The 21,240-nt window shown below is 29.7% G+C and carries 25 protein-coding genes; 4 read left to right on the top strand and 21 right to left on the bottom strand.

From position 1 onward, the window contains the following. Positions 1–17 precede the first annotated feature (17 nt). From cmoA to CAMP18498_RS00765, 9 genes are read right to left on the bottom strand one after another with little or no spacing between them, the layout of a single operon-like run. Positions 18–722, bottom strand: a complete 705-nt coding sequence (gene cmoA, locus CAMP18498_RS00805) for a carboxy-S-adenosyl-L-methionine synthase CmoA (RefSeq protein ID WP_337196808.1) — start codon at positions 720–722, stop codon at positions 18–20. Continuing rightward, positions 712–1,563 carry a bifunctional riboflavin kinase/FAD synthetase gene (locus tag CAMP18498_RS00800; RefSeq protein ID WP_337196806.1) on the bottom strand — a complete coding sequence of 284 codons (852 nt, stop codon included), beginning with the start codon at positions 1,561–1,563 and terminating at the stop codon, positions 712–714. Before CAMP18498_RS00800 ends, cmoA begins: the two co-directional genes overlap by 11 nt. Then, complete coding sequence (gene tlyA / locus CAMP18498_RS00795) at positions 1,529–2,251, bottom strand: 23S rRNA (cytidine-2'-O)-methyltransferase TlyA (protein WP_337196821.1); 723 nt, start codon at positions 2,249–2,251, stop codon at positions 1,529–1,531. Before tlyA ends, CAMP18498_RS00800 begins: the two co-directional genes overlap by 35 nt. After that, on the bottom strand, positions 2,241–4,196 hold the full coding sequence (ligA, locus tag CAMP18498_RS00790) for an NAD-dependent DNA ligase LigA (protein ID WP_337196819.1): 1,956 nt from the start codon (positions 4,194–4,196) through the stop codon (positions 2,241–2,243). The genes tlyA and ligA overlap by 11 nt, the downstream gene beginning before the upstream one ends. A 2-nt stretch (positions 4,197–4,198) precedes the next feature. Then, entirely contained in the window at positions 4,199–5,341 is a 1,143-nt protein-coding gene (folP, locus tag CAMP18498_RS00785) for a dihydropteroate synthase (RefSeq protein WP_337196805.1), read from the bottom strand. Then, on the bottom strand, positions 5,328–5,939 hold the full coding sequence (locus CAMP18498_RS00780; protein WP_337196817.1) for a DNA polymerase III subunit delta': 612 nt from the start codon (positions 5,937–5,939) through the stop codon (positions 5,328–5,330). The genes folP and CAMP18498_RS00780 overlap by 14 nt, the downstream gene beginning before the upstream one ends. Before the next feature lie 41 nt (positions 5,940–5,980). Continuing rightward, positions 5,981–6,517 carry a HobA family DNA replication regulator gene (locus CAMP18498_RS00775; protein WP_337196804.1) on the bottom strand — a complete coding sequence of 179 codons (537 nt, stop codon included), beginning with the start codon at positions 6,515–6,517 and terminating at the stop codon, positions 5,981–5,983. Further along, complete coding sequence (locus tag CAMP18498_RS00770; protein WP_337196802.1) at positions 6,518–7,720, bottom strand: aspartate kinase; 1,203 nt, start codon at positions 7,718–7,720, stop codon at positions 6,518–6,520. Further along, a complete protein-coding gene (locus tag CAMP18498_RS00765; RefSeq protein WP_337196801.1) occupies positions 7,720–8,190 on the bottom strand; it encodes an RNA pyrophosphohydrolase in 471 nt (156 codons plus the stop codon). Before CAMP18498_RS00765 ends, CAMP18498_RS00770 begins: the two co-directional genes overlap by 1 nt. An 80-nt stretch (positions 8,191–8,270) precedes the next feature. Between CAMP18498_RS00765 and hemW the strand changes: the two genes are divergently transcribed. Beyond that, complete coding sequence (gene hemW / locus CAMP18498_RS00760; protein WP_337196800.1) at positions 8,271–9,320, top strand: radical SAM family heme chaperone HemW; 1,050 nt, start codon at positions 8,271–8,273, stop codon at positions 9,318–9,320. On the opposite strand, the gene CAMP18498_RS00755 is transcribed toward hemW, so the two are convergent. Both CAMP18498_RS00755 and CAMP18498_RS00750 read right to left on the bottom strand, forming a co-directional pair. Continuing rightward, the gene (locus tag CAMP18498_RS00755) at positions 9,317–9,634 is read right to left on the bottom strand and encodes an ArsR/SmtB family transcription factor (RefSeq protein WP_337196798.1); all 318 of its coding nucleotides are present in this window, start codon (positions 9,632–9,634) and stop codon (positions 9,317–9,319) included. The genes hemW and CAMP18498_RS00755 overlap by 4 nt on opposite strands. Positions 9,635–9,642: 8 nt before the next feature. Beyond that, positions 9,643–10,623, bottom strand: coding sequence for a permease (locus CAMP18498_RS00750; RefSeq protein ID WP_337196797.1), 981 nt, complete (start codon positions 10,621–10,623; stop codon positions 9,643–9,645). A gap of 149 nt (positions 10,624–10,772) precedes the next feature. Here CAMP18498_RS00750 and tatB point away from each other — a divergent pair, with 149 nt between their 5' ends. From tatB to queA, 3 genes are read left to right on the top strand one after another with little or no spacing between them, the layout of a single operon-like run. Next, a complete protein-coding gene (gene tatB, locus CAMP18498_RS00745) occupies positions 10,773–11,165 on the top strand; it encodes a Sec-independent protein translocase protein TatB (RefSeq protein WP_039618091.1) in 393 nt (130 codons plus the stop codon). A gap of 2 nt (positions 11,166–11,167) precedes the next feature. After that, positions 11,168–11,908, top strand: coding sequence for a twin-arginine translocase subunit TatC (tatC, locus tag CAMP18498_RS00740; RefSeq protein ID WP_337196795.1), 741 nt, complete (start codon positions 11,168–11,170; stop codon positions 11,906–11,908). Beyond that, the gene (gene queA / locus CAMP18498_RS00735; protein ID WP_442867699.1) at positions 11,904–12,923 is read left to right on the top strand and encodes a tRNA preQ1(34) S-adenosylmethionine ribosyltransferase-isomerase QueA; all 1,020 of its coding nucleotides are present in this window, start codon (positions 11,904–11,906) and stop codon (positions 12,921–12,923) included. Before tatC ends, queA begins: the two co-directional genes overlap by 5 nt. Here queA and mrdA read toward each other — a convergent pair. The 10 genes from mrdA to cbrR form a co-directional block, all read right to left on the bottom strand. Then, on the bottom strand, positions 12,916–14,742 hold the full coding sequence (gene mrdA, locus CAMP18498_RS00730) for a penicillin-binding protein 2 (protein WP_337196791.1): 1,827 nt from the start codon (positions 14,740–14,742) through the stop codon (positions 12,916–12,918). The genes queA and mrdA overlap by 8 nt on opposite strands. A gap of 2 nt (positions 14,743–14,744) precedes the next feature. Next, entirely contained in the window at positions 14,745–15,101 is a 357-nt protein-coding gene (locus CAMP18498_RS00725) for a hypothetical protein (protein ID WP_337196789.1), read from the bottom strand. 124 nt (positions 15,102–15,225) lie between these two features. After that, positions 15,226–15,825: a ribosome biogenesis GTP-binding protein YihA/YsxC gene (gene yihA, locus CAMP18498_RS00720; protein WP_263676839.1), complete on the bottom strand. Its 600-nt coding sequence runs from the start codon at positions 15,823–15,825 to the stop codon at positions 15,226–15,228. Further along, on the bottom strand, positions 15,822–16,280 hold the full coding sequence (lptA, locus tag CAMP18498_RS00715) for a lipopolysaccharide transport periplasmic protein LptA (protein ID WP_337196785.1): 459 nt from the start codon (positions 16,278–16,280) through the stop codon (positions 15,822–15,824). The genes yihA and lptA overlap by 4 nt, the downstream gene beginning before the upstream one ends. Then, positions 16,262–16,768, bottom strand: a complete 507-nt coding sequence (locus CAMP18498_RS00710; RefSeq protein WP_337196784.1) for a hypothetical protein — start codon at positions 16,766–16,768, stop codon at positions 16,262–16,264. Before CAMP18498_RS00710 ends, lptA begins: the two co-directional genes overlap by 19 nt. Beyond that, on the bottom strand, positions 16,759–17,247 hold the full coding sequence (locus tag CAMP18498_RS00705; RefSeq protein ID WP_337196782.1) for an HAD hydrolase family protein: 489 nt from the start codon (positions 17,245–17,247) through the stop codon (positions 16,759–16,761). Before CAMP18498_RS00705 ends, CAMP18498_RS00710 begins: the two co-directional genes overlap by 10 nt. 4 nt (positions 17,248–17,251) lie before the next feature. After that, positions 17,252–18,091 (bottom strand): septal ring lytic transglycosylase RlpA family protein, encoded by an 840-nt coding sequence (locus CAMP18498_RS00700; protein ID WP_337196781.1) that lies wholly within the window; start codon positions 18,089–18,091, stop codon positions 17,252–17,254. Then, positions 18,027–19,178 carry a lytic transglycosylase domain-containing protein gene (locus tag CAMP18498_RS00695; RefSeq protein WP_337196779.1) on the bottom strand — a complete coding sequence of 384 codons (1,152 nt, stop codon included), beginning with the start codon at positions 19,176–19,178 and terminating at the stop codon, positions 18,027–18,029. The genes CAMP18498_RS00700 and CAMP18498_RS00695 overlap by 65 nt, the downstream gene beginning before the upstream one ends. Continuing rightward, entirely contained in the window at positions 19,178–19,975 is a 798-nt protein-coding gene (locus CAMP18498_RS00690; RefSeq protein ID WP_337196777.1) for a TatD family hydrolase, read from the bottom strand. Before CAMP18498_RS00690 ends, CAMP18498_RS00695 begins: the two co-directional genes overlap by 1 nt. After that, positions 19,966–21,210, bottom strand: coding sequence for a bile resistance response regulator CbrR (gene cbrR, locus CAMP18498_RS00685; RefSeq protein WP_337196775.1), 1,245 nt, complete (start codon positions 21,208–21,210; stop codon positions 19,966–19,968). Before cbrR ends, CAMP18498_RS00690 begins: the two co-directional genes overlap by 10 nt. Positions 21,211–21,240: the final 30 nt, after the last annotated feature.

The following is a 21,240-nucleotide window of genomic DNA, read 5'->3' as shown; positions in this document are numbered from 1 at the left end:
TATATAGCTAATAATCATTACTTAAAAGCAATAAAGGTTTCAAAATTTACCCATTTAAAGACACTTTCTACTTTAGCAAATCCTGCCTTTTTAAGCATAATTATGTTTTCATTTTGAGTATAAGGTATGAGGATATTTTCTAAGGCTTCTCTTTTGCTTAAAATTTCTAGCTTGCTATAACCTTGCTCTAGTTTATACTGCTCATAAATTTGTATCATTTTTTTGGCTATTTTGACATCTTCATAAAGAATTTTTTCACTAAGCACAAATATACCATTTTCATTTAAGTTTTGATAGATTTTATCAACTAATTCCTGTCTTTTAGGTGGGCGGATAAACTGCAAAGTATAAGTAGCTATAAAAATATCATTTTTAAAAAACTCAAAATCATCTAAATTTTTTTGATGAAATTCCACCCTAGCCCCAAAGGCTTGGCATTTGCTTTTGGCAATCTCTAACATAGCATTAGCCTCATCAACCCCACTTAAAAGAAAATCTTTTCTTTTTTCATAAAGTGCAAGCAATAAACTAGCAGTAGAACAACCAAGATCACAAATTCTTGCTTTTTGTGGGGCAAAATGATCTATAAGTTCAACTATGAGTTTTAAATTTTGTGTATAAAAAGGTACAGACCTTGACACCATATCATCAAAAACACTTGCTACGCTTTTATCAAATTCAAATTGTTTTTCTAAGGGTTTTTTAAAAATTTCATCTTTCATTTAATTTTCCTAAAATTTCTTTTGCTTTTTTGATATCTTTGCTAATTTGTGCTTTTAATAAGGCTAAATCGTTAAATTTCTCATTAGCTCTTATATAATCAATAAAACTTAACTCCACTAACCTTGCTTTTGTGTTTGTGAAATTTTCATCTAAAATATGCGTTTCTAAAGCAAAATTTTTATCAGTAGATCTTATGCCTATAAAGCTTACACTATGATAGCTTTTATTTTCAATCTTTACCAAAGTTGCATATACGCCATCTTTGGGTAAAAAGAAATCTTTTGCGTATAAATTTAAAGTCGCAAAAAGCTCTTTAGCACCTATGCCTTGTCCTTTGATAATATTTGCTTGTATAGTATAAAACCTACCTAGAAAATTTTTAGCTTCTTTGACTTTGGCTTCTTTGAGTAAGGTTTTAATCATACTTGTATGAACACTTTTGTTTTGAATTTTAAACTCATCTACAATGATGGTATTTATACCACAAAGGCTTTGTATGTCTTTGGCGCTACATTTTCTTTCTTTACCGAATTTAAAATCATAACCTACGATGATTTTTTTTAGTTTGGGAAATTCTTGCTTTAAAAGCTTTAAAAAATCCTCGCCTTTATAGTCTTTGATTTTATCAAAATCACAAAAAATCAAAGGAAAATCAACCAAATTTATTCTAAAATACTTAGGTGTTAGGGCTTTTTTTTCTTCTTTTGTGATGATAAACAAAGCTCCATTTTCATCCAAATGCTTAAAAAGCTCAAAATGTCCCAAATGCATACCATCAAAACGCCCTATGGCTAAATTTGTGATCTTAGTTTTTTCTATAGGCGTAGAAAAACTCAACATTACCTTCTTTTCCTTTTAAGTGTGACTCTTGACTTGCTTGTAAGATCCAGCCAAGCTTTGCACAAGCTTTTTCAAAGCTTTCTTTGGCAGTTTTAATGGCTTTAGTATCTTTTACTACTCCATTTTTATCGCGCTTAGCGTTTTTGCCTACTTCAAATTGAGGTTTAAAAAGTAAGATGATAAGATCTTTAGCAAGTTTATCTATATAAAAAATCAAATGTGTTAAAGATATAAAACTCACATCACAAGTGATAACATCATATAAAATTTCACTTTTAAACTCACGCAAATCGGTGTTTTCACAAATTTGGATATTTTCTAAATTTCTTAAGCTTTCATGAAGTTGGTTAGAACCTACATCTAAAGCTGTGATGTGTTTAGCCTTGTTTTGATGTAAAATTTGCACAAAACCTCCGGTCGATGAGCCTATATCTAAACAAATTTTATCTTTTATAGTAAATGTATACTCTTGTAAAAAATGCTTAAGCTTAAAAGCAGCTCTACTTACAAAAAGCTCTTCTAAAAGCGTGAGTTTTAAACTCTCATCTTCTAAAGGATTTAAAGATGTGATTTTAAAAGAGGTTTTTTTAAACTCGTCATTGAGTAAAATTTGCTTGTTTTCTATAAGCTCACAAGCTTTATTGCGAGAAATGTTTAATTTTGTGCTTACAAAAACATCAAACCTCATCATCACCGCCTAAAAGAGCATTAAACTCGACTTCATTAATACATCTAACTCCTAAGCTTTGAGCCTTTTCAAGCTTTGAGCCTGCTTCACTTCCATATAATACAAATTCCGTTTTTTTAGACACACTTGAGCTTACCTTTGCTCCAAAGCTTTCGATTAACTCTTTAAAATGATCGCGTGATTTGCTTAAAGTGCCTGTGATAACAAAGGTTTTATTAGAAATATTTTCATTTATAATAAGCTCTTTTTTCTCATCTTCTAAATGCAAAATTTCATAAAAATGCTTAATACGATTTGCATTGACATGGATAAATTCTTCTAAGCTTTTAGCCATTTGCGCGCCAAAGCCTTCTAAATTTGCATAAGCTTCATAGCTTTGCATAAACCATTCAAAGCCAAAAGATTGAGCTAGTTTTTTAGCTGCTACTTCTCCGATATGCTCTATACCCAAAGCAGTGATAAACCTTGATAAAGGGCATTTTTTTGCATTTTCAATAGCACTTAAAAGATTGTTGATTTTTTTCTCTTTAAAGCCTTCTAAGCCTTCAAAATCACTATATTTTAAGAAAAATATGCTTTCTATGTTAGTAATTTTTCCTTCTTTAAATAAAAGCTCAACGATATTTTCTCCAAGGCCGTCTATATTTAAACACTTTTTAGATACAAAATGTATAATGGAATTTACAAGCCTTGCTTTACAGTCTAGGTTTTGGCATTTTAAAAAAGCACCCTCATCTAAAAGCTCACTTAAACACTCAGGACAAAGAGTTGGCTTAGTGATTTTACTTTCTAAACCATCACGCCTTTGGGTAAAAACTTTAGTGATTTTAGGTATCACATCGCCACTTCTTATCACACTTACGCTATCGCCTATCATCACTCCAAGTCTAGCTATCTCATCAAAATTATGCAAGGTTGCAGACTTTACTACAACCCCATCTAAATTTACAGGTTCTAGCACTGCCACAGGGGTAATCACTCCGCTTCTTCCAACTTGCAAATTAACCCCAAGCAAGGTTGTGGTTTTTTCCAAAGCAGGAAATTTAAACGCGGCCATAAATTTTGGAAATTTCACAGTATAACCCAAAAGCTTACAATAAGCTAAATCATCAACTCTTACAACCATACCATCCATCATCATAGGCTTTTGATCTCTTTTTTCTAAAAGCTCATGATATTTTTCCAAAACCTCATCTAAAGTTTTCACACAAAAAACAAAATCATCTTTTAAAAAACCAAGACTTCTTACAAACTCCATCACTTCAGAGTGCTTACTAAATTCTAAAGAATTCTCCCCCACCCCCCAAGGATAAAATTTTAAATTTCTTTCTTTTGTAATGCTTGTATCAAGCTGTCTTAGCGAACCACTTGCTGCGTTGCGTGGGTTTGCAAATAAGCTTAAACCATCTTTAGCTCTTTTTTCATTGATTTTTTCAAAATCTTCTTTTAAAATCACCACCTCACCACGAATTTCTATCTTGTCTTTATAAGGAATTTTTTGAGGTATGTTTGATATTTCTTTTACATTTAAAGTAATATCCTCGCCCACTTCTCCATCGCCTCTTGTAGCACCACTGATTAAAATACCATCTTCATAAGTAAGATTTAAACTTGCCCCATCAAACTTAGGCTCTATGAAAAAATCAAACTCACATTTAGCTCTTTTTGCCCAAGCTCTAAGCTCAGCTTCATCAAAGACATCTTCCATAGACCACATTTTTGCACTGTGTGCAAGTTTGTGAAATTCACTTTGTATAGTCGGGGCGATATTTTGCGTAGGAGAGTCTTTAGAAATCTTTTCCTGATGAAGCATTTCAAATGCTTTTAACTCTCTTATAAGTTTATCGTATTCTTCATCGCTTGCTAAAGGCTCATCATCTTCATAATAAGCCCTCATCCATTCTTTTGCTAATTTTACCTTTTCTAAATACTCTTGAGAAGTCATCATTACTCCAAAGAAAGTTCATCCATAGCTTTTGCAAGTTCAAACATTTGCTTATGTTCATACACATCATGCACTCTTATAATACTTGCACCATTTTTAAAAGCCTCTAAATGCAAATAAAGCGTACCTGCTAGTCTTTGCTCAACACTTGAATTAAAATAAGCATTTATCATACTTTTCCTACTGGCTCCGATTAAAAGTTCTTTTTCAAAGCGTAAAAAATGCTCTAAATGTTTAATTAAAATCATATTATGCCAAGGACTTTTACCAAAACCAATGCCAACATCTAAAATCACATCTTCCAAACCAAGCTCACTTAGTCTTTCTAACTTTTGCGTAAAAAAATCATCAAGCTCAACTAATACATCTTCATAATGTGGATTATCTTGCATATTTTGTGGGGTATTTTGTATATGCATGAGTGTATAAGTAGCTTTGTATTTTAAAGCTAGTTTAGCTAAATTTTCATTTTTAAAACCGGTGATATCATTAATAAGTTTAAAGCCTTTATTTAAAGCATATTCTAAACAATACTCATCAAAACTATCTAAACTAAAAATACATTTTTCATAAAGTTTTTCTTTATAAATTAAATCTAGGGTATTTTTTAAGCGTTTAAACTCTTCTTCTTTCCCACAATATATACTACCAGGTCTTGAAGAAACTGCACCTATATCTATATAATTAGCCCCTTGAGAAATCACAAGTTCGATTTTTTCTAAAACTTCATTTTCTTTAACCCTACTTTGAGCATTAAAACTATCTTCATTGATATTAACCACACCCATAATTTTTGCATATTTTGGTTTGTTAAAATTAGACTTTAAAAATAGTGCTAAATTTTTAAGCTTAAAATCTTGTAATTTTTCTTTTTCTATAAGCTTTTTGGCTTGATCTTGCGTTACCATAAGCAAAGCATTAGTATGTTCTTTACCTAGTATAACTTCTTTATGTGTTACAAGCTCAGCTCCAACTCTTAGCGCATCTTGTTTGAGTATATTTGCAGCAGGTGCTCTTAGTTCTTTGATAAGAAAAAAATGAATTTGAGTTTTTTCACTCATAATTTTCTCACCTGCTTTGTGCGGCTTTATATATTTAGAAATTTGTTCAAAGTCTGTGTTGGGATTGATTTTAATGATTTTCATTTTTTCTCTCGTGTAAAATTAAAGCTATGGTGCTTAGTAAAATAGTTGGCTTTGCATTTAATTTAGCTAATTCATAAGCCTTATAAAAAAATTCAATTTCTTCATCGTTTAATTTTATATCTTGTTTAAAACATTCATGGCTTAAAGCACTAATTAACTCTAAACACTCATGTTTGTCTATATTTTCATATTGTTTTAATAATGAAGCAATTTGAGCAAGATCTATTTTTTTAAGATCTAAATTTAAAGACATTTTTTCTTTTTGAATTTTATGCTTTTCTATGATAAATCTTGAAAGTATAGTAGGTAAAAAAACATTTTTTGAAGGAGCTACGATGATAAAATATACATTTTTTGGTGGCTCTTCAAAAACTTTTAGTAAAAAATTTTGCGCTTCTTCGCGAAAAGACTTAGCTAGTATAACAATAATTTTAGCCTGTGCTTCAGCCATATAGCTTTCTTTCATAATAGCCCTTGCCGTTGCTTGGCCGTTTTTATCATAAGTTAAATCATTTAATCTTAATTCTAAGTCAGGGTTTTTAGGTATGAAAAATCTAAGATTTTTTGTTCCATATTCTTCTGTGAGTTTTTCTTGCATTAGTTCAAAATCATTATGGATAATGATTTTATTTCTTAGATTCAAATTTCTACCTTAGAAAAAAGCACAGCCTCTAAGCTTTGCTCAAATACTTTGTATAAAGAAATAAGTTTATAGTCTAATTCCTTATCGCGCGAGGAAAGATAAAAGCTATTTTGCAATTGCTCATCAAAAAGCCAAAGCATACTTTCTGCTTTAGAATTAGCAATTTTAAATTTAAAACCTGTATTAGTTCCTATATAAAAAAAGGCATAACCATTAGGAAAAGAAATACTTAAAAGATCATTTAGCAAATCTATATCTTCTTGGGTATTACAAGCTTTATTATAAATTCCTTTTAAAGACACAAAAGGTACTAAGGGTCTTGTAGTGCTAGCGTTAATTTGGCTTAAAAAATACTCTTCAAACCATGTTCTTTGCTCATCGGTAATCACAATAAAAGTATAACCTTGCAAAAGTAAAGCTAACTTAGAAGCGATCAAAGGCGACCATTCAAGACGCCTTTCTTCTAACCAACTTATATAAGTGCCATTTTCTCGGATTTGTTCTAGGGTAAATTTTAAAAAACTATTACTCATTTATACATCTAGTTTATAAATTTCATGCAATACTCTTACAGCTAATTCGCCGTATTTTTCATGTACGATAACTGAAATTTTAATTTCACTTGTAGAAATCATTTGTATATTGATATTTTCATTTGCTAATGCTTTAAAAGCTGCTGAAGCTACTCCAGAATGTGATTTCATACCCACGCCCACAACTGAAACTTTTACCACAGCACTATCTGTTTCTATATTAGCATTAGCACCTAAAACTTTTTTCATAGCATTAGTTGCCAAATCAAGCTCATTTTCAGGCACAGTAAAACCTAAATTTGTAGCTCCATCTACACCTACATTTTGGATAATCATATCCACATTGATATTTTCATTTGCCAAAGTTCCAAAAATTTCAGCAGCAATTCCTGGTTTATCATCGATATTTCTTAAAGTAACCCTTGCTTGGTTTTTATCTAGTGCTATACCACTAACCAAAGCTTGTTCCATATTTTCCTCCTTAGTAATAATCGTCCCTTCATTTTCATTAAAGCTACTTCTAGTAACTAATTTTACATTTAATTTTTTAGCAAGCTCTACAGAGCGATTTTGCAAAACTTTAGCTCCTAAACTTGCAAGTTCTAGCATTTCTTCATAAGAAATTTTATCCAGCTTTTTAGCCTTTGGTTCAATTCTAGGATCAGTAGTATATACTCCATCTACATCAGTATAAATTTCACACAAATCAGCATTTAAAGCCCCAGCTAGCGCTACTGCACTTAAGTCACTTCCACCACGACCCAAAGTAGTAACATTACCCATTTTGTCAATACCCTGAAAACCAGCAACTACTACAATATATCCTTCATCTAAAGCTTTGTTGATATTTGTAGTATCAATGTGTTCTATTCTTGCTTTAGTATAAACATCATCTGTAACGATCCCTGCATTGCGTCCGGAAAATGCAGTGGCTTTTAAACCCATTTCATTTAATGCAATAGCAAGCAAAGATGAAGTTACGCGCTCACCGCTACTTAAAAGCATATCCATCTCGCGACCTGAAGGATTTTTGCTAAAATGGTGAGCAAAATCAATAAGCTCATTAGTAACCCCGCTCATCGCAGAAACTACAACAACTAACTTATCGCAAGTTTTTTTACTTTTTGCTACTCTTTTAGCAACTTCATCAATACGCTCAAGCGTTCCTACACTTGTTCCCCCATATTTTTGTACGATCAGCATTAAATATACCCCCTTTCTTTAAAATATTTCAAAACCTTGATATATATAGGTTTTTTAAAATGGTTAATCATATCATAAACATCTTCTAATGAAGCAAATTTATATGCATCAAATTCAGGATTTTTAGTATTTAGATTAATAATAGCTTTATTTTTTAATCTGACTAAAAAATATTTTTGACTTTGTCCATCATAAGGATACATTTTTTGCGCAACCTTAGCTGGAAAATCATAACTAATCCACTCAGGATGTTCAGCTAAAATTTCAACCTCATCTGTGCCTATTTCTTCTTTTAACTCTCTAAATAATGCACTTTTAACATCTTCTCCCTCATCTACTCCACCTTGAGGAAACTGCCATATATCTTCCATATCATTGCGTTTAGCAAGTAAAATTTTACATTCAAAAGGATAAGCTGATGATAGCACTATAGCGGCTACATTTGGCCTATATTTTTTTTCTTTTTCCATGATTTTCTTATCCTTGACTTTTTAATAATATAATTCTAACAAAAAAATACGAATTTATAATCACATTTTAAAGAAGTTTTATGCATTTATACATACATATACCATTTTGTGAAAGCAAGTGTTTTTATTGTTCTTTTACTTCACTTAAAAAAAAGAACTTTGAAAAAGATTATTTAAATGCTTTAATGCAAGATATAAAATATCAATTAGATTTTTTCAAGCTTGATAAAAATTCCATAAAGACCGTTTTTATAGGTGGTGGCACGCCTAGTTTGATGGAAATTAGTTTTTATGAAAAAATATTTATTTTTATACAAAGTTATTTACAAAAAGATAGTGAAATCAGCATAGAAGCAAACCCCAACTCGAGTAATTTTTCATGGCTTAAAGAAATAAAAAATTTAGGATTTAATCGTATTTCTTTTGGGGTACAAAGTTTTCATGAAAAAAAACTACAATTTCTTGGGCGTATTCATGATCAAAAAAGCATTTTTACCAGCATAGAAAATGCAAAAAAAGCAGGATTTAATAATATCAATCTAGACTTAATTTATGATACAAAACTTGATGATAAAAAAATGCTTGATTATGAAATTTCCAAACTTGCCCTGCTTGATATTAATCATGTAAGTGCTTATAATCTAACTATAGAAGAAAAGACAATATTTGCTAAAAAATTTCATTATAAAAAAAACGCTCCACGCCTTGCAAAACATTTTATTAAAGCAATTGAAAATCTTGGTTATAAACAATATGAAATTAGTAATTTTGGACAAATTTGCAAACATAACCTTGCCTACTGGCAAGGAAAAGACTATATAGGCTGTGGTTTAAGTGCAGTAGGATTTTTAAAAAATCAAAGATTTTATACTAAGAAAAATTTAAAAGATTATATCAATGATCCTTGTTTTAGGGAGGTTGAAAATTTAAATTCAAAAGATTTGTGTTTAGAGCATATTTTTCTAGGACTTAGAAGCATTATAGGAGTGGATGAAACAAAGCTAAAACCTTTAGAAAAAGAAAAGGCAATGTTTCTTAGCAAAAAAGGAAAATTAGTTTACAAAAATGGAATTTTTTATAACACCAACTACCTTTTAAGCGATGAACTAGCTTTGTATATTAGCACTTAAGCTTTACATTCACAAGAAATTCTTTTTAGCTCAGGAAGCTTTATAGAAAGCTCATTGATGTTTTTTAGTATATCATTGCAAAAATTATTTAAATTTTCTTTTACTCCATAATATGCCCAAACACCTTGTCTGTCTACTTCTAAAAAATTAGCTTCTTTTAAAATTTTTAAATGTCTTGAAAGTCTTGATTGACTCATATTTAAAGAACTTTGCAAATCGCACACACAAAGTTTTCCGTATTTTTGTAAAAAAGCTAGGATCAAAATCCTACTTTCATCATTAATCGCACTTGTAATTTTTAAAAATTCTTGCATAAAAATCCTTATATGAAAAATATTAAAAGACCAAAACTAATCGCAATAGCAACAATCATACCTGCAAATAAAATCAAAAAGCTTGTTTTAAAAATTCTTTTAAGTAAAATAAGCTCAGGCAAAGAACACCCTGCTCCTGCTATTAAAAAACTCATCATTATACCAAGTGGAATTCCGCTAGTAGTTAAAGCTAGTGCTACAGGTATCATAGCAGTACAATTCATATAGAGTAAAACTCCTATAAAAGCTGCTATAAATACACCCAAAACTCCATAATCTTTCATATAATTTTGGAAAAAATCTTGCGGAAAAGCACCATGTATAACAGCCCCTATAGCCATACCTATAACAATATAAGGTAATATTTTTTTATATTCTTTAAAGCTTTGCATAAATAGCATTTTGATTTTATTGTCTTTTGTCTTGGCCTTAAATTTTAAAACTTTACCGCTAACTTTAGAATTTTTAAAAAAAATAGAACTAGGTTTTTGACAGCTTGAGCTTTGAAAAGTATTATTAGAACAACAACTTGACTTTTGCTCTAATTCATTTTTTAAAAAGTCTTCATTAAAAAATCTTTGAGTATTTATTTTAGAAACACAAAAAGCAAGAAATAAAATCACGCAAAATAAAAATCCCACATAAAATAAAGAGATTTTTAAGCCAAAACTCACCATAAACATCACCACTATAATGGGATTGATTAAAGGCGAGGTGATCAAATAAGCTATGCATACCCCAAGTGGGACTTTAGCTTTTAAAAATGCGTTTAAAAGCGGTATGCTTGAGCATGAGCAAAATGGAGTTAAACAACCTAAAAGTATAGCTTTTATATAGCTTGTGAAAGAATCTTTCTTTAAATGCTCATTGAAAAATTTAGCATAGCGCTCATTTAAATAAGTAATAAGCATACTAACTAAAACAAATAAAACAGATATTTCTATAAATAAAATCAAAAAATCTTTTAAAATAAAAACTAATTTTTCCATGCTTTTCCTTTTTATTTTTAATCAAATATAACAAAAATATATTAATATATCAATATATATTAATATATTAATATAGTAAAAGTAATAATATTTTTAAGTATTTTTATGTAAAATGTAAACCATATATTCAAGCGAAAGAAGATAAAATAATGAGTTTTGGTGAAATTTTAGTTATTTTAGTTGTAGCTATTTTAGTGCTTGGGCCTGAAAAATTACCTTCAACTATAGTTGAAATTGCAAAAATTTTAAAAGCCATTAAAAGCAATATTGATGAGGCAAAAGCAAGTATTAACAAAGAACTAAAAATAGCAGAATTAAAAGATGAAGCACAAAAATACAAGGATGAATTTTCACAAACTAATGAAAATATCAGAAAAAAACTAAGTTTTGAAGAATTTGATCAACTCAAAGAAGATATTTTAAATAATACCAAAGAATTAAAAAGTGAAATTAATGATTTAGAAAAAGATATACAAGAACTTTCTAATCTTGAAGAAAAAATTCAAAAAGATGAAAAAAATACTCAGAAAATGGAAAGCTAAGAATGTTTGAAGAATTAAAACCGCATTTAGTAGAACTTAGAAAAAGATTATTTATAAGTGTTGCTTGTGTTGTTGTGATGTTTTTTGTATGTTTTAGTTTTAATAACTATATCATAGACATACTAAAAGCGCCTGTTGAAGCAGCCTTACCTGAAATTTCAAGACAAATGACCTTCGTTGAGCTACAAGAGCCTTTATTTACTGCGATGAAGGTTTCATTTTTTACAGCTTTTTTAATTTCTTTACCGGTTATTTTTTGGCAGTTTTGGAAGTTTGTAGCACCTGGACTTTATGATAATGAAAAAAGATTGGTAGTGCCTTTTGTAGGCTTTGCTAGTATTATGTTTGCGCTTGGTGCTTTGTTTTGTTATTATATAGTTATACCTTTGGCTTTTAAATTTTTGATTGATTTTGGGGTGCAAACCCAAGATTTTAAGCCTTTAATTAGCATAGGTTTATATGTAGGCTTTTTTACTAAATTAGTAATTGCTTTTGGTTTGGCTTTTGAAATGCCTGTAATAACCTTTTTCTTTGCTAAACTTGGACTTGTTGATGATACTTTTTTGAAAAAACATTTTAGAGTTTCTGTTTTAGTGATTTTTGTTTTTTCAGCTATGATGACACCACCTGATGTTATATCACAATTTTTAATGGCTGTGCCTTTGTGCGGACTTTATGGGATTTCTATTTATATAGCTAAAAAAGTTAATCCTAGTCAAAAAGAAGATGATGAAAATGATTAATAAAGATCTTTTGCTTTCTAGCTATGATTATGACTTACCAAATGAACTTATAGCAAATTTTCCTATTTTACCCAAAGAAAATGCTAAGCTTTTGGTTTATGAAAGATGTAAAGATCAAATTTCACATTTACACTTTAAAGACTTAGCTAAAATTTTACCACCTTGTGAAATCATCTTTAATGATACTAAAGTCATCAAAGCAAGAATTTATGGAAATAAAGAAAGCGGTAGCAAAATAGAACTTTTCATTAATTATCCTTTAAAGAATAATGATTTTTTAGTGCAAATTCGGGGTAAGATTAAAGAAAGGCAAATTTTATATTTTGAAAATTCTTTAAAAGCTAAAATCAAAAAATTACACAATGATGGTACAAGAGAAGTGGAATTTTTTAATGATGAAAAAGAACTCAATCATCATGAAGTTTTTGAAATTTTAGAAAAAATAGGTCATATACCTTTACCACCCTATATTAAAAGAGCAGATGAAGCACAAGATAACATTAACTATCAAAGTATTTTTGCTAAAAATCAAGGTGCGGTTGCTGCACCTACTGCGAGCTTACACTTTGATGAAGTGATGATCAATGAGCTTAAAAAAAATCACAATATCCATACTATTACACTACACGTTGGTGCAGGAACTTTTAAAGGTGTAGAATGTGAAGATATACGTGATCATAAAATACATTCAGAATTTTTTCATATTGATGATGAAACTTGTGCTTTGATTGATTCTTCTAAGAAAATACTAGGTGTTGGCACCACAGTTACTCGTTGTATAGAGTATTATCATAGAAAAAAATTAAAAGAAGGTTTTTGTGATTTGTTTTTACACCCACAAAACACCCCGCAAAGACTTGATTATTTACTCACTAATTTTCACTTGCCAAAATCAACTTTAATTATGCTTGTAGCAGCATTTATAGGTAGAGAAAAAACATTGGAGCTTTACCATGAAGCTATAAAAAACAACTATCGTTTTTACTCATATGGCGATGGAATGCTAATTATTTAGTCTTTTTCTTGATATATTTTTTATCAATATAACCCAAATCTATAAGTTTTTGATAAATTTTAGCTAGTATAGGTCCCCCTGTACTACTACCACTTTTCCCATGTTCGATTAAAACTACCACTACATACTGTGGTTTTTCATAAGGTGCATAAGAGGTAATCCAAGCATGAGATCTTAAAAAATACTCTAAATCCTCTTCTTTAATACGCTTTTTTTCACTTTGAGAAATTCCAACTACTTGAGCTGTTCCTGTTTTAGCTGCTATGGTAATAGGCGAATTTCTTAAAAATCTTGCCGTAGTTCCACCGTCTTCATTAGCAACTTCATACATAGCACGCCTTAAAAGTGGGAGTTTTGATAATTCAAAAGTCGTAAAAACACTTTCATTATTGTCAAAATTTATCTTAGTAATATTATCATCAACGCTATGTAAAAAATGTGGAGTTATATTTTTAGCCGTAGCAATCATAGCTGTAAATTTAGCCACTTGCATAGGAGTAGCAAGAAAATCACCTTGTCCTATACTTGTATTTAAAGTCTCACCTTGGTACCATGGTTGGTTGTATTTTTCTTTTTTCCATATTCTATTAGGTACTGTTCCTATAAATTCATTAGGTAAATCAACCCCTGTTTTTGCACCAAAACCTACCCTTTCAAAAACAGAACTAATGGTATCAATACCAACTTCTAAGGCACCTTTATAAAAATACACATCACAGCTTTCTCTAATAGCATCATTCATATCTACATAACCATGACCTATAGCCTTCCAACATCTAAATTTTCTACCACCAAGCTCAAAGTTAGAATCACACAAATATTTATGATTTTCATTCACTTTACCACTATCTAAAAATGCTAAAGCTGTACCCATTTTCACAACCGAACCTGGAGGATAAAGTCCATTAATAAGTTTATTAGTAAAAGGGTGATTTAAATCGTTAGAAAGTTTATCCCATTCTTCTTGGCTAATACCTGTAACAAAAGGATTGAGATTATACTCAGGAAAACTACCAGCTGCTAAAATAGCCCCGCTTTTTACATCCATTATTATAGCTGCACCTGCTAAATTTTCAAAAATACTAGCTAAGTATTCTTGCAAGTCAAGATCTATACTTAAAGTGATATTACTCGAAGTAGGTTTTTTGTAAGAAAGCTCTTCTATTTCTTTATTTAATGCATTTACCTTACTAATCTTTTCGCCCTTTTGGCCTTGTAAAATTTCATTATAAGAACGCTCTATACCACTACGCCCTACATAGCTAGTTAATCTTGCAATTTCATTTTCATTCATATCATTTAAATTTGCTTTTCCAACATAACCTATAACATGACTAGCTAAAGCATCATAAGGATAAAATCTTTGAGTGGTAGATTTAACTTGCATATTTTCGCGCAAATTAAGCTTAGTAAAATGCTTAATCATGGCATCATATTCTATAAATGGCACCACTTCTATATAATCTTGGTTATAATAAGAATCTGCTTTTATATAATTTCGTTTTAATTTAGTTATATTTAAATCAGGAAAAGCATCTACTATAGCTTGTAATTCTTGCTCTAAAAGATTTCTGTTTTTCTTTTTTATATGCAAATATGGCTTTATAGAGATTGAAAAACCTAATTTATTTACTGCTAAGGGTCTGCCTTTAACATCTAAAATTTGTCCTCTTACAGGTGCTAAAAATTGCGTTTTAATGGCATTTTGCTTGGCTATTTCTTCATAATAAACATTAGATTTTATACTTATATAATACACTCTAGCAAGTAAAAGCATAAAAAAGCAAGCTATAAAGCCCATCACTAAACGCATACGCATAATTAGATTTTTCCTTTAAAAATAACAAAAGAAATCAAAGCTTCAACAGCAAAAAACCATAAATACTCAATACCAAATTTTAAAATTTCATTATTATCTAAATATGCTAAAAACACATCAAAAAGATAGATGAAAATATAAGCACAAAGAGTAAATACAACGAGCAAATAATGCCCTAGTTTTAATTTACTTTTAAACCAATCCACAAAAAAATGATAAAAAATAAAAAAAGCTATCCATGAGCTAAAAAGATAAAATCCATGAATAACATCAATCAATAAAAGATAAAACAAAGAAAAATACCATCTAAAATCAAGCTTATTAAGGGTTCTTTCTTTTTCTTTTAAAAGCACTATCATGTAACAAAAAAATACTCCAAATAAAGGAGGTACCCAATAATACACAGAGCTTAGCACTTGATAAAAAATCAAAGATAGATAAAAAAATAAATAAGAAAAATCAAATCTATTTTTTACTAAATTTCTACTCCTCATTAAAACCCAAGCTCTCTAAAATGATTTTTTGTTCTAATTTATCAATACCACTTTTTTTCAGATTTGACACCAAAATGGCATTTTTATTTGCATTTAAAATTTTTGCTTTTTGACTTTGATTAAGCTTGTCTGCTTTTGTAAAAACTGTTATTTTTTTTTGATCAGCTCGAATAAAAGAATCTAAATATAAATCTAAATTTGTATCAATATCTAAATTATCATGTCTTGAATCTATTAGATGAATAAAAAGCTTGATAGAACTGCGCTCTTTTAAAAACTCATCTAAATTTTTATTCCAAATAGCCTTAGTTTTTTTGCTCACTTTCGCATAACCAAAACCAGGTAAATCAATAAACATTAATTTGAATTTATCTTCATCTTTTTTACAATCAACTTCAAAAAAATTAATAAGTTGGGTTTTGCCCGGAGTTGAAGAGCTTTTTGCTAAATTTTTATTCTTACAAAGAGTATTAATCAAAGAACTTTTACCCACATTAGAGCGTCCTAAAAAAGCAATTTCAGTGTATATAGGTTGTGGAGCTTCGTCTATTTTGGAAGCAGAAATTAAAAATTTAGCATTAAGTATCATTCTTTTACTTCAAATACAAATTTAGCGGGTTTTTTATCTTTACTCACTACTCTATAAGTCATATTTTTTCTATCTACGATAATCTTATCCCCTATGAGTTCTTTTTTTGTTTGTATTTCTGTAATTTTTGCATTGCCATTAATCTCATACATATCTTTAGCTACATCATAAACAAATTCATTACCACTTCCATGATAAGTTTTGTCTTCCATCATTATTTTAAATTTAGCATCTTTAGTTGCTATGTATTTGACAGGCTGTTTATTTTTCATATAAATAGTTAATTTTTGCGAATTCAAAATATCTTTTCCTTTTTTAACTTCTACATCACCAGTTAATACACTTGTTTCGTTTTTCTCATCTAAATAAAAATCTTTAGCATAAACCTCTATTTTTTGCACACTAAATGCAAACAAATTTAACAAACATAAAAAAACTATTGTTCTAAAAACCATGCTTTTATTCCTTGAATTTTTAATTTTTTTTGATTAACATCATATAAAAAATTATCTCCAAAAACCTCATTTAAACCTATATATGCTTTAAAATTATCATTAGAAAATAAAATTTTATTTTTCATATCATAAGTTGCTTTTTGGGCAAAAATAGAAGTTTGATTATGATCAAAATACTTTACATTACCTTCTAGAATGGATTTTTCATTATTTCTTACTAATAAATCTGAACTTAAATTATAATCAAGTGCTTGTACTTTAAAATCATCAAAAATATCTTTATCTTGATATTTTACCCAGCGACTTGCCTGATATATAGCCTTAACTACACTAGCATTCAATTCATAATCAAGCACTTCAAAAGCTTGCATATTGGCTATATCAATCTCTTGAGGTTTTATAGTAGAAAAATAAAGATCTTGAGTGCTTAAAATCACCATAATAAAAACAAACAAACCCATGAATATAGCAAAAATTTTTATCGCCAAAGTTTATCCCATTGAGCTTGCATATTATTGTGTTCAATCAAAATTTCTATCATTTCACTTACCGCTCCATTGCCACCTTTTCTATTTAAAACCTTATCTGTTTTTAAAACCCTATGTGCATCTTTTGGCTTAAAGCTATATCCAACTGCTTCAAGCAAACTCATATCATTATAATAATCCCCAATAGCAGCACATTGAGAAAAATCTAAATTTAATTTTTCTAAAATTTCTTTAGCACAAGCTAGTTTATCACTAATACCTTGATAGACTAAATCAATTTTTAAATCCCTAGCTCTAAAATACACGCACTCACTAGTCCTACCTGTAATAATAGCAACTTTTTTACCAAGCTTTTGCCAAGCTTCAATTGCTGCGCCATCTTTTACATTAAATTCTTTAATCTCGCCATAATTTTGCGTGTAGATGATTTTACCATCTGTTAAACAACCATCTACATCTAAAAAAATAAGTTCTATCATGATTTTACTCTCTTACTATAAACGCACCTGGGAAAGATCCACTATCAACAAAATCTCTTGCTTCTTGCTCACTTCTAAAACCTTTTAAAAATACTCTATGTAAGCCATCTTTAGCACTTGTTTGTATAGTCGAAGTGTAAGAATTATAGTTTTTATACCTACTTGCTATTAACTCTGCGCCACTTTTATTTCTAAATGCTCCAATTTGCACCATAAAAGATCCACCTTGGAAAATATGACCACTATCAGTAATCTCTCCACTACTGCCTAAATTAGAATTAGTATGCACCGAACCCGAACTTGCACTTGTTCCAAAGCCAATCACTTCAAGTCTTACAGGAGCTGTTCCTGCTTGAATCATATCTATATCTCTTGCAGCCATATTAGATAAATCTATAATCCTACCTGCTACAAAAGGTCCTCTATCATTAATCCTAACAGTGGTTTGACGATGATTTTTTAAATTAGTTACTTTTACTATGGTATTCATAGGTAAAGTTTTATGAGCCGCAGTATAAGCGTGCTGATCATAGGTTTCACCATTAGAAGTTTTTTTACCATGGAAACCCGGACCATACCAACTAGCTATACCATCAGCAGTCTCACCTACTTCTACTACCGTTGGATAATAAGTTTTACCATTAATAGTGTAAGGCTTCATAGTGCCTTTTAAGCCTGTATTATTATGCTTTATACTTTTAAAATCTCTTTCTGGGTAATACACAGTAGGCGTGCTAATAGGCACCATACTACAAGCACTGAATAAAACCCCTACACAACTAACGACTAACGACTTTTGTATGAGAGTTTTTTGATATTTTTTGAGTTGTTTTGATTTTTGCATTATTATTCTCCTTAATTTTTAACACAAGTTTTTGATTAATATTGATTAAATTTCCTTTGATTTTATTGTATTCTTTAATACTTTCAACACTTATTTTGTGTTTTCTTGCAATAGTATAAAGGCTATCACCCTCTTTTACTATATAAATTTTTGTATGTGGAATAGTTGTATCCACCTTAGCTAATTTTACATTCCCTAATGCCTTTTCTACTGCCACACTTTTGCTTAAAGGAATATACATATAATAATCTTTTTTATCAGGCGGAGTAAAGTCATAGTTAAAATGTGGGTTATAACGCTTAAATTCATTATAAGACATCTTAGCTACTTTGGCAAGTTCTCTTAAAGAAACACTTGGCGGAACAGGTATTTTTTTAACTTCACTTGATAGGGCATAATTAAGCAAGGCACTATCTTGTGAAATTAAAAAATCATTATTATTAGCCAAAAATGCCATAGTAAGAATTTTTCTAATAAAAATTCTTGTTTCTAATGGCAAGTATTTTTTATCAGGATCAAGCAAAACCCTTAAATCATCACTTTTTGCTTTTTTTATAGCTTGGCGTAATTTGCCATCACCACAATTATAAGCCAAAATAGCCAAATACCATTTTCCAAACTGCTCTTTTAGTTGTTTTAAATAAGTAATAGCTGCATAAGTTGATTTTACTAAATCTTTTCTCTCATCTACATAAGGATCTATCCTTAAACCCAAAGTTTGCGCCGTTGGTTTCATAAATTGCCAAACACCTACTGCTTTAGTTCTTGAGATACTGTGAATTTTCAAACCAGATTCTACAATCGCTAAGTATAAAAATTCTTGAGGGATATTTTCTTTTTCTAAGATTTTACGGATAATTGGGGTGATTTTGTAAAATTCCCTCATAGTATCCACTAAAGTTTTAGAATGCATATCCATGGAAGATTCTTTAAATTCTAAAAAAATCATATCGCTAAGATAACTTGCTTCTATGTCTAAATTTCTTAAAATTTGTGCTTGTTGAGTATAGTGCTCTGGAGTAAATTGTAAGGCCTTAGCATTTAAACACAATAATACTAAAATAAAAAATAAAAAGCTTTTTTTCATTATAAACCTTGAAAAAACAAACGATTAGCGTTAAAATTAGTAAGTTTTATTATTTCATTTTTTGATAAATTTAAAAGTTCAGCCATTTTTTGAGCTACAAAATGGGTCAAAATAGGATCATTTACCTTGCCACGATGTGGTTCTGGAGTTAAATAAGGTCCATCTGTTTCTAAAACAAGTTTATCTTTTTGAATTTTAGGTAAAATTTCTACTAGTTTTTTTGCATTTTTAAAAGTTAAAACCCCACCTATACCAAAATAAAAACCATCATCTGCTAGCTGAAGTAAAAGCTCACTAGCATTAAAACAATGCAAAACACCACCTTGCAAATCTTTTGCATATGTTTTTAAAATATTAAAACTATCTTCATTAGCCTCACGCACATGCACAATCAAAGGCTTTTTATGTTCAATAGCTAGCTGAATTTGAGCTATAAAAACTTCTTTTTGCTTTACTTTTATTTCATCCTCATCAGCCCTTAAACGATAATAATCAAGCCCACACTCGCCCACTGCAACGCATTTTTTATCATTTATAAATTCTTTTAAAATATTTAAATCAAAATCATCTATATCATAAGGATGTACCCCGCAAGAAAAATACACATTTTCATAATCATGTGCAATTTCTCTTGCTCTTGGCAAATCTTTTATATCTGCACCAGGTATGATGATTTTACCCACTCCATTAGCAAAGGCATGATTTAACATTTCATCCAAATATCCAAAATAAGCTTGGCTATCTAAATGACAATGCGTATCTATGATTTTTTCGCTAAAATCACAATCTAAAAACATACCTCTACCCTATTTTTACCATTAGCCTTAGCTAAATCTAATGCCTTTTGAGCATTATTCAGTAAATCTTGCATTTGGCTTGTTTTAACCCCAAAAGCAACTCCCGCAGAAACACTATAATCTACTTCATCTAGGGCTATTAAAACACTTTCTTTGGCAATATTTACTCTTATATTTGAAAAAACTTTTAATGCTTCTTTATGTCCAGTATTTTTTAATAATACATAAAATTTACCATCTTCAATTTTAGTTGCTAAATCCATACCACGAATTTGATCTTTGATTTTTTTAGCTGTGTGTTTTATCACTCCATCACCGCAATCATAGCTTAACTCATAATTGATTGTTGCAAGATTATCAATATCAATCAAAGCCAAAGCCATTTCTTCATTTTCTTGCATATCTTCTAAATAATCTAAAAATCTTTTTTCAAAATTTGCATAATCATCAAGACCTGTTAGCAAATCTTTACCCAAACTATACTCATCAAGTAAAACACATTTTTGCATATAATCTAAACAATTATTTACCCTGCAATTTAGCGATTCTTTTTGGAAAGGTCTAATCACATAATCATTCACACCCTTTCTAAAAGCTCTTGCCTCTAGCGCATCATCTTTATCTCCAACCATAATCACACCAAGCTCTATTTTAGAGTATTTTGAGCGAATTTCTACAAGCAAATCTTCTCCATTAATTACTGGCATAGTTGCATCACAAATTACTAATTTTGTATCAGGATTATCACTTAAATAATTTAGTGCTTCTTCTCCATGGGCTGCTGCTAAGACATTAAAAAGTTGATTGTTAAGATTTTTTTTCATTTCTGCACGTAAAGTTACATTTGCGATTGCTAAAATTATCTTAGTTTTATTATTTTTTTGAAGCATTCTAATAGAGCTTAGCATTTCATCAATACAGCTCTCACTATCTTTTTGAATATAACCTATAATATCTTTTTCCATAAATTTTTTACGGGTTTGTCCATCGCTACTTCCTGTAAGCACTATAGCAGGAATATTTTTTTCTAAAATTACATCTACCACTTCTCCATTAGGAGCATCTGGTAAACAAAGATCTACAAAAGCCATAAAATAATCATTTTTCACTAATTCTTTAGCACTATTCATATCAAAAGCAACATCTACTTTTAAACCTAAAGTATTTTCTACTTTTTTTGCTAAAAGTTTTGTAAGCATTTTGTTATCATCAATAATTAAAATTTTTTCTTCCATAGCCAACTCTCTTTATAATTTAAAACTATT

This window comes from Campylobacter sp. W0066.2 (assembly GCF_024723515.1).
Taxonomy (GTDB): Bacteria; Campylobacterota; Campylobacteria; order Campylobacterales; family Campylobacteraceae; genus Campylobacter_D.
This window is presented reverse-complemented; position numbering and strand designations above follow the sequence as displayed.